Annotated in this window: 9 protein-coding genes and 2 pseudogenes; 9 read left to right on the plus strand and 2 right to left on the minus strand. The window is 39.9% G+C overall.

The features are described from left to right. Positions 1 to 123 precede the first annotated feature (123 nt). Positions 124 to 318, plus strand: a pseudogene (locus Xenpb_RS17855) (epoxyqueuosine reductase QueH); the annotation flags it as partial. 341 nt (positions 319 to 659) lie between these two features. On the opposite strand, the gene Xenpb_RS17860 reads toward Xenpb_RS17855, so the two are convergent. Continuing rightward, entirely contained in the window at positions 660 to 1,475 is an 816-nt protein-coding gene (locus Xenpb_RS17860) for an AraC family transcriptional regulator (RefSeq protein WP_187655518.1), read from the minus strand. Between the two features lie 1,314 nt (positions 1,476 to 2,789). On the opposite strand from Xenpb_RS17860, the gene Xenpb_RS17865 reads away from it, so the two are divergent. Together Xenpb_RS17865 and Xenpb_RS17870 are read left to right on the plus strand one after the other, a co-directional pair. After that, positions 2,790 to 3,455 carry a polymer-forming cytoskeletal protein gene (locus Xenpb_RS17865; RefSeq protein WP_255523180.1) on the plus strand — a complete coding sequence of 222 codons (666 nt, stop codon included), beginning with the start codon at positions 2,790 to 2,792 and terminating at the stop codon, positions 3,453 to 3,455. 141 nt (positions 3,456 to 3,596) lie between these two features. Continuing rightward, positions 3,597 to 3,896, plus strand: coding sequence for a GNAT family N-acetyltransferase (locus Xenpb_RS17870; protein ID WP_368666841.1), 300 nt, complete (start codon positions 3,597 to 3,599; stop codon positions 3,894 to 3,896). Positions 3,897 to 4,018: 122 nt separating this feature from the next. Here the strand turns inward: Xenpb_RS17870 and Xenpb_RS17875 are convergent, their stop codons facing one another. Next, complete coding sequence (locus Xenpb_RS17875; RefSeq protein ID WP_255523181.1) at positions 4,019 to 4,639, minus strand: phage repressor protein CI; 621 nt, start codon at positions 4,637 to 4,639, stop codon at positions 4,019 to 4,021. 207 nt (positions 4,640 to 4,846) lie between these two features. Here Xenpb_RS17875 and Xenpb_RS17880 point away from each other — a divergent pair, with 207 nt between their 5' ends. The 6 genes and pseudogenes from Xenpb_RS17880 to Xenpb_RS19730 all read left to right on the plus strand — a co-directional run. Then, positions 4,847 to 5,194, plus strand: a complete 348-nt coding sequence (locus Xenpb_RS17880) for a DUF5347 family protein (RefSeq protein ID WP_187655519.1) — start codon at positions 4,847 to 4,849, stop codon at positions 5,192 to 5,194. 94 nt (positions 5,195 to 5,288) lie between these two features. After that, positions 5,289 to 7,268, plus strand: coding sequence for a replication endonuclease (locus Xenpb_RS17885; protein ID WP_187655520.1), 1,980 nt, complete (start codon positions 5,289 to 5,291; stop codon positions 7,266 to 7,268). Between the two features lie 115 nt (positions 7,269 to 7,383). Continuing rightward, on the plus strand, positions 7,384 to 7,611 hold the full coding sequence (locus Xenpb_RS17890) for a hypothetical protein (protein WP_187655521.1): 228 nt from the start codon (positions 7,384 to 7,386) through the stop codon (positions 7,609 to 7,611). Positions 7,612 to 7,629: 18 nt separating this feature from the next. Beyond that, the gene (locus Xenpb_RS17895; protein WP_187655522.1) at positions 7,630 to 7,866 is read left to right on the plus strand and encodes a DinI-like family protein; all 237 of its coding nucleotides are present in this window, start codon (positions 7,630 to 7,632) and stop codon (positions 7,864 to 7,866) included. Positions 7,867 to 8,089: 223 nt separating this feature from the next. Further along, on the plus strand, positions 8,090 to 8,293 hold the full coding sequence (locus tag Xenpb_RS17900) for a tail protein X (protein ID WP_187655523.1): 204 nt from the start codon (positions 8,090 to 8,092) through the stop codon (positions 8,291 to 8,293). Positions 8,294 to 8,302: 9 nt separating this feature from the next. Continuing rightward, positions 8,303 to 8,487: pseudogene (locus Xenpb_RS19730) on the plus strand (hypothetical protein); the annotation flags it as partial.

An 8,487-nucleotide genomic window follows, 5' to 3' on the forward strand; every position in this document is an offset into this window, starting at 1 on the left:
CCGGACTTGAATCCCATAGAACACAAATGGGGTGGGGCAAAAGCGATAAGAAGACAAAAAAGATGTTCCGTTGATGAGTTGTTCACCGAGCACATCGAATGTGTCAGATCATGTTGATTCTGCTATAACTGGCGAAAAGGCGGTGGTTCTGCCCGCATGATAGAGATCAGCAAACGTGAAGAATTCTATCAGCAGGAATATTGTGGCTGTATTTATTCTCTCAGAGATACTAACCGGCATCGTCTGGCAACGGGGCGTGAAAGGATAAAATTGGGCACTGTCTTTTATAGTGCAGATAGCGGGAAAAAAGATAGCTAACTGCATCGATTTTCTTGAGGTAATTTGATCTTTATATTTAGGGCCTCTTGAAATGGGCTCTAAATGTAATTTCTGTTAGTTATAATGTGACTGAAAGTTATTTTCATAAAAAAAGAAGAGAAAAAAAAGCCTGCACGGGCAAGTGCAGGCCAAAGATACGGCAAATATAAAAACCCTGGTGGTGACTTGGAGCGAACCTAGTTAGGCTCTGAATAGTGATGAGTCACCATGACTATATGTGAGATGGGATACTGCCGTCCAATGGATTGCACAGATCAATCAAGGAAGATTGATCGATAAAAACGATCGTTCATTGATCTATTAAACAGGGAAAATGATCATTAATCTTTGCCATATCTGGCGCGATTGGGTGTACAACCAAAACGCCGTCGATAACTTTGGGTAAAATAGGACTGACTGGAGAAGCCCGATTCTAATGAAATATCGGCAATACTCATTTCGCTGTTTAGCAATAATTGGTGGGCATACAGAATCCGTTGTTCGCTGATCCAAGCTCTGGGGGAAGTCCCATAGACACTGTTAAAAAGTTCTTTAAAGGAAGTCAGCCCCATACCGAACTCACGTGCAAAGTCATTCAATCTCCACTCTTTTAGATAATGATTCTCCATAAATGTTTGCAAACGTTCTACCTGACGATTGCTTAACTTCCGTAGTACAGACATTAGCAATGCTCCCTGTTCACTCAAGGAAAGCAGCAACAGCAGTTCTTCAACTCTTAATTGAATCAAGGTTGGCGGATAATCATGAGCCAGTAAATTGGCGAGCCCGCGGATGCTTTCCGTCAGTAAGGGAAACTGATTAAAAGGAATCAGCCTGTAAGCAGGAAAATCTTGCCGCTCTATTTTGCTTAGTAATGAACCAAAACGTTTTAAAAAACTGCGCAGGAACTCCATATGTAATGGTAACCATAATACCTGACAGCTTTCCGTATTGGTTCTGGCAGCATAGCTACCCGGATGAGTAAAAAGGATCTCATTCGATGTGATGTGATAAGTATTGATGCAGTCTTTCCATACCATTTCTCCATCAAGTAAAATGTACAGCCCTCTTTGTTTATGTTCCAGAATATTGAAATCCGGCATGGTTAATTCGATAGTACAAATACTTTTTTGATTTAAGCCCGTCGTCCTTTTCATTTAATACTCCTAATTTTCCTTATCATGAGTAATCATTTTTTTTGATGAGTGCATGGTGTATTTATTATATTAATTAATGGATGATAGAAAAAACTTCCCTATGGCATTCAGATTATCTTTATTGATAAACAGATTGCAGATTTAATCTGGATTGAAAGATCTTGAAAGTTCATGCGTAACATCAATTAAATTACTTAGGGTATTATATATCTAAATAAATATTTGTGTTAGGTTTAAGTGACATTTTTTTGCTATAAATTTATCTGGCCTGCTTTTTTTGTGATTAAAAATAACTTTTTCATAATATGTTTGTTTTTTTATCTTGTGTTGTTTGGTTTTTATATAATTGTTTTTAGGGGAAAAGGATATGGTTAACAGTGACAGATGTTAATGAGTTTATTCTATTGAGTTAATTATTTTAACGGACTTTTATCACCATGAATATCATTAATTATTTAGCGTTGGTTTTTTAATTTATTGATAATTATATTGTTTATGTGTAAATAGCCACCGTGATGGGTTAATGGCTAATAAGATGAATAATTGTTGAAATCCAATGGATTATAGGTGATTCTTCAACGTAACCTAATATCATTTTCGAGCATTAATTATGATAGTTATAGTGGTGAAAGTTAACAAAATGGATTATCTGGAATTTTAATTACACAGTGGGTTTTAGCCTGATTATTACGTAAATTTCATTTTGCAAGTTAACATTAAGACATTATTTCCAAATTTCAAAAATCAATTGTATTTTCTTGTCAAAGAAAAAAATGGCATTTCAGCTAAGGCATTTCATTTCAATCTCTGTAGATGTGAGTGCCAGGTTCGTTAATTCAGTCATATCTTGATAATAAGAAACGATAGTTAGCAAAATTAGGCCATTATTTAACCGTAAAATAGGCGGTAAGAAACGAATGCAAAACAATCACTGTAAAGATAAAAGTATGAATCATTGAATATGCGGTTTTTTCTATATGCTCAATATGATACGAATGTATTAATATTTTGTTTTTTTATTGTTACGGGCTTATTGGTCAATGTGGTTGTTATCGATCAAGTTTATCGTGTTAGGTTTTTTTTATTTTATAAATATAGAATAAATGAATTCCAATTCAGAGGGTTAAACTCAAATAGCAACTTTATCCGTGTAATAACGCTATAAATACCTCTGTTATAGCTTCGTAGATTGTTTTTTATACTTGTACAATGCTAGGATGTGTTTTCACAGCCCTTTTTCTATACCTGCTAAGGCATATTCGTAGATATATTTGCTGATGAAATATAAGAAAAAACTAAAAAAACGAGAAACATATGGAAAAGTATCGTTTTTCAGATAACGCTTTTTTATACAGCCTATGGCTCCTTTGGGGGAGCGCATTAGGACTCTATCTGTATGGTGCTTATATTAGTTGTACCATAACAGCAATTTTATCTTTTTTAGCCTTAGTGTTTTACTTTGTAAATATGAAATTGAGAATAAACGCTATGTTTGGAAAAAAAACTGAGACACCTGTTGCCAGCTCTACTACACCAGTTAAGAGCATACAGCTTGAAGAGAAAAAGCTCCCTGAAGCTGAGATTCGTCCCAACACCATTGTTGCCAAAAACTCAGTATTCAAGGGTGATATTGAAATGGACGGGGATATCCAAATCTGGGGTAAAGTCATTGGTAATATTCGCGTAAAAGGTGGTGCCATTCGTATTATGCATGCCGGCAAAATTGAAGGTGAGCTCAATGCCCCTGAAATCATCATTGATGGTCATGTTGAAGGTACATGTTGTGCGGAAACGTTGGAGATTCTGGAACATGGCGAGTTGAGAGGCATCAGCCGCTGCGGAAGTATGTCAATTCGCCGTGGTGGGTTATTTGTTGGTCAGTCTGAACAGGTTGAAAATAAGAAAAAGCCAGAAATTGAACGCGTTATTGCGATTAGGGATAGTCAGGGAGATAAACCAAAAGCTAAAAATAACGCTTGATAATTGCTCGTAAAATAAAATGTTATGCCTTACTGCCGGGAAATATGTATGATTTCCCGGCAGTTTTATTTTTATTACCGATTAATTTTTCCCTAAATTTCAAGGAGGCATCATGATTGTTGAATTGGATACAGAAAGATTGTGGCTCCGGGCTTGGAAGGAAGAAGATTTGTTGAAATCGGCTGGCGATTGGGTAAGCCATTCTGGGGAAAAGGTTATGCCTGTGAAGCGGCGCGTAGAATTCTTGATTTTGCCTTTACGGAAGTTGGGTTAGAAGAAGTGGTCGCTTTCACGACTGTCTCTAATTGTCGTTCTGAGAGTGTCATGAAAAAGTTGGGGATGATCAGGGATGAAAAAACGTTTTTCCATCCTGCATTAGCAGAAGATAACCCATTGAGGGAGCATATCTTGTATCGGATTCGGCGTTCACATGACATGTGAAACGCGCTAAGCATTACAGACGAAATATTCCTGCGGAAATTGCAAGTGAGCGCCATTAAACGCCATCAAGGTTATCCTGATAGATAGAGATAACCTTGATGGAAACGTTTTATGCCGGATTGTTATTGTTTGGAAATGACCAGAGCAACGCGGCCGATAAATTGAATGTCGCTGATTGCACAATCAAAAGTGACATCATTATCACTGACACGAATCTTACTGATCGGGATTTTGGCAATCTTCTTGATGCTGTGCATGCCCTCAATATCCACCAGCCATAGGCCATCTTGGATATTATCTTCTTGGGTATCCAGCAGATACCAAGCAGAACCATCATCAACAACCAGTGGATGTTTGAGTTCCTTGGAAATTAATTCGCTATCCAAAATCACAGGGGGAGCTTCGTTTAACCTGCCTCCTGACAGCTTTACACGAGAAATCGACGGAGCAATGATATCTTCCAGTCGCTCTGTTTTCTTTTCACTTTCTCCATCTGGAAATATTTCTCCCTGACCCGTGCTCAGCCACAGCAGTGAGGCTCCAGTTTCAAGATTGCACTGGATGATCCAATCCGCTGGAAAACTATCACGAAGGTAGCGGTTTGCCATCGTGCTTTTGGAAACTCCCAAATGGTCACTTAGGGCCTGGCGTGACTTAAATCCATATGCGCGGACAAGACGTTCAATAGCAGGTCTTCCTCCACTATCGGCCCCCATTTTGATCTCAATATTGGTATTTTTCATTGACAGTACAGATAAGAGCTATTAGTATCCCATCAAAGTTCTTGCAATGAGATCTTTGATGGGCCCAGATTGGTTAAGCTGAAAACCAATGAGAGATATTGCATCATGAACGCCCAGATTTCAATCTTTATGCCCCATATAAAATATTTCAGAAATGGCATTGAGAATGGTCAGAAATGGTTCTGTAGGAAAATGTTGAGGGAAAACATGGCGAATACTGAAAAAGAAAAGTTTGCCCAAATAAACCTCGGCCAGCGGCTGGAAGGATTGAATCATTTGTCGAGAATTCGGGCGGCATACTGGGGTGACGATGAAAAGGAGTTAAATCGTTTTTTTGCTGATATGCGTGATAAAAGGGACTACCACTACGAAGAGAACAAGCGGGCGTTATCCGCCATTCTCTATTTAGCGAATATCCCGCGCTCCCGCCACGATAGTGAATTCAGCCACTTTACCCAAGAGGAAAAAAAAGCGCTGATCAAGGCGATGAACCATATTAAGGTTGTTGTTAGTCAGTTTCCAAAGTACCTGACACTATCTCCCGATACGCTCTAATTAATACGGTTTTCTAAACGCATTTTTTTGACACATTGCTGACATATGGCATGAGTACGCCAGGCACACGCATACCTTCAATAGGGTGAAATTGATGAATAGTGACCTTACTGCTAATAAACATAATGGTGATTATTTTATTGCTAATTACAAACAAACAGCTATGTTCCAGCCGAACATACCGCAGGGTGTTTCAATGGCAGAACGTTTGTTATGGGAAGTCAACGCAGACGATCATCAATGGCGTCACCAGTATATCGGGCAGATGCCGGACTTTCTGGCGAAATATTTCAGCCGCCGTTATGTTGATATCTTTCACCGTTCAGGCCGCCGTGATGCGAATTCCTTCCTGCGAAAAACGGTCGGGCAAAATGTTTTGCCACGATTACAGTTAGTAAAGAAAAGATACCAATTCAACCACTGTGTTTCTGGTATAGCACCTTTTCCTTTTATTGAGCAACTGGAAAAGGTGGCGACATATGATCGTAAACAACTCTTGAAACTAGCTCATGAAGTTGCCGTTTTTATTTCCAGCAATTATGAGCACTATTCTTTAGCGTACTCCCAAAAGCATCCATCAACCTCCTCTGAGGGGGATAATGAGATATTTTCCCGTGTCGCTAAATTATACGAATTGTTGGCAAAGCTGACTTTGCAATGTAATACGAACCCACCTTATTGGTATCGTTTCAAGCGTGGGCGTAAAGCGCCATCTATAGATCAGCTCTGTTCAGGGATGTTACGCATGATGTCAGCCCGCTGGTGGTATTTCCGCTTAAAGCGCCTGCGTGATATTCAATCTGAGCATATGGCGATTGCAGTCGGGCAGGTACAGCAAGCAGCTTCTCCTTATGTTTCACGGCAAGCACTGCGGGAATGGCTGGAGCAAAAACGGCGTAATCGTGAATTCTTCAAACATTTTGATTTGGAAAATGAAGAAGGGGAACGAATTTCACTGGCAGATTCGGTTGTTCATAGTAATGCCAATCCCGCGATTCGGCGTTGTGAGTTGATGGTCAGAATGCGCGGTTTCGAAAATATCGCTGATAAAATGCACTGTGTCGGGGAATTTTATACTATTACGGCGCCTGCGAAATATCATGCTGTTCAGCATCAAGGAGGATTTGTCAAATATTGGGATGGCGCTACGCCGAGTGATACCCAACGTTATTTGTGCGGTGTTTGGGCCAAAGCGCGGGCTGCCATCGCCCGAGCAGGGATCAATATATTTGGTTTCCGAGTCGTGGAACCCCATCATGATGGTACTCCTCATTGGCATATGGTGTTGTTCATGCTACCCGAACATTTACGGCGGGTCAGAGAAATTCTTGAACATTATGCCTGTCAGGAAGAGCAGAATGAACTAAAGAGCGATGACGCTAAAAAAGCACGCTTTGATTATCGGGCGATAGATCCTAATAAAGGCAGCGCAACGGGCTATATTGCTAAGTACATTTCCAAAAATATTGATGGCTATGCACTGGAAGAGGAAACCGATCATGAAACCGGCGAATCCTTGCGCGATATGGCAAAATCAGTGACAGCCTGGGCGAGTCGTTGGCGTATTCGGCAATTCCAACAAATTGGCGGCGCTCCGGTTTCAGTTTGGCGCGAATTACGTCGCCTCAGAGAAATACATTTGTCTGATACCAAAATCAATGCGGTTTTACAGGCAGCCGATGAAGGTAATTGGGCCGCTTATACTCAAGCACAGGGTGGGCCGTGGGTTGCTCGTCGCGATTTGGTTATTCGCTTATCTTATAAACATATCCCGTTTGGCAGTCCTTATGGTGAAGATGTTCATTCCATCCAAGGTGTGACATCACCATTTCTATCCCGTATGGAATTTATCTGCACACGTATTCATCAATGGAGCCTAGTTCCTAAAACGAAAACAACTTCTACACCAGAACGGATTGTTTATAAAATAAGCAAAAAGTTCTCATCTTGGAGTTCTGTCAATAACTGTACGGATGAACAGTCAAAGTGTCATCAGGATCATAGAATTCGCATAGTGGAAAAATCCACCAAATTGGCAAATTTTTCTGCTAAAACAGCAGATAATAGTTATTAACTATCAAATTTAATCACCAAAAAAGGTAAAAACTACTTTAAATTTAATCTTATTACGTGTACTGTATATACATACAGTTTATTATATGGAGGCAGATAGATCAGTGGAATCTCTTATGGAATCATTGGTAGCGCAACGTATCAATTTCATTGCTAGAATGGCAACAAGTTGCGAATGCAATCATGCGGAAGACAAAGAGTTAGCACTGGTTTGGATAGCGGAGCTATCTGCACCTTATGAAAAAAGGTTTAATAGTTACCAAAGTAAACTGGATGGTGACTTGTTAGATAATGAGGTGACCAGTAACAAAATGTTAAGGAATTCAGGTTCGATAGAAGAATAGATTTAGCAGGAGAAAAGGATGCGCATAGAAATACTTTTCGATAAACGAGCTAATGTTTCTGAAGCAGTTATGTCTGCACTTGAAAATGAATTAAGAAAAAGAATATTACCACACTATCCTGATACACATTTTAGAATTGCAGTCAGTAGTAGTACCTCCGTAAGAGTGACAGGGACGAAAAAAAGCAGCGAACAAGAACACATAATGGAACTTATTCAAAACGTCTGGGAGGATGATAGCTGGCTGCTGGATTAAATATGGCGGTTCATAGATATCCTCAAATAGATTTTGATAAGATAAAAAAACAGCACAAAAGGCAGGCGTTATTTCCTGCCTTTTGTGCTTACTGAAATCAACAAAATTGCTATTCATTTGTATTATTCCCCTAACAATCTCATCTCATTGAGGCATTTTTCCGATTATTCGATCATAACTCTTCGATTTACTGACTATTTTCTGCAAAGAAAAAGGAGAGTGTATGCAAGTTATCGCACAACAAAATGAAACGGTTGATGCCATTTGTTGGCGCCATTACGGTCGCACGTTGGGAATGACTGAACGTGTATTGCAGGCAAATCCCGGGCTGGCTGATTTTGGCGCGGTATTGCCTCATGGAACGAAAGTTGAAATGCCGGAATTTATGCCTGCTGTCAGCAAGCCCATGATCCAGCTTTGGGATTAAGGGGAATGTATGGATAAATACAGCCACGCCACCTATGCCTGTGCCAGTACTACTGCCATTTTTTCCGGCCTAATGAGATGGTCACCCCCACCCTGTGAGCGGTATGCTGGCAGGGTGTTTTTCTTTCAGGAGAGGCCATCATGCAAAACGTCACACTTATTGGTATTGATCTCGGTAAACATTCTTTCCACGTG

This window comes from Xenorhabdus sp. PB62.4, assembly GCF_014467285.1.
GTDB lineage: Bacteria > Pseudomonadota > Gammaproteobacteria > Enterobacterales > Enterobacteriaceae > Xenorhabdus.

Bases quoted from the DNA above. Each gene is read 5' to 3' on its own strand.
- Xenpb_RS17860 (WP_187655518.1), bottom strand. From the start codon at position 1,475: ATGAAAAGGACGACGGGCTTAAATCAAAAAAGTATTTGTACTATCGAA.
- Xenpb_RS17895 (WP_187655522.1), top strand. From the start codon at position 7,630: ATGCGCATAGAAATACTTTTCGATAAACGAGCTAATGTTTCTGAAGCA.
- Xenpb_RS17880 (WP_187655519.1), top strand. From the start codon at position 4,847: ATGGCGAATACTGAAAAAGAAAAGTTTGCCCAAATAAACCTCGGCCAG.
- Xenpb_RS17900 (WP_187655523.1), top strand. From the start codon at position 8,090: ATGCAAGTTATCGCACAACAAAATGAAACGGTTGATGCCATTTGTTGG.
- Xenpb_RS17890 (WP_187655521.1), top strand. From the start codon at position 7,384: ATGGAATCATTGGTAGCGCAACGTATCAATTTCATTGCTAGAATGGCA.
- Xenpb_RS17885 (WP_187655520.1), top strand. From the start codon at position 5,289: ATGAATAGTGACCTTACTGCTAATAAACATAATGGTGATTATTTTATT.
- Xenpb_RS17875 (WP_255523181.1), bottom strand. From the start codon at position 4,639: ATGAAAAATACCAATATTGAGATCAAAATGGGGGCCGATAGTGGAGGA.
- Xenpb_RS17865 (WP_255523180.1), top strand. From the start codon at position 2,790: ATGGAAAAGTATCGTTTTTCAGATAACGCTTTTTTATACAGCCTATGG.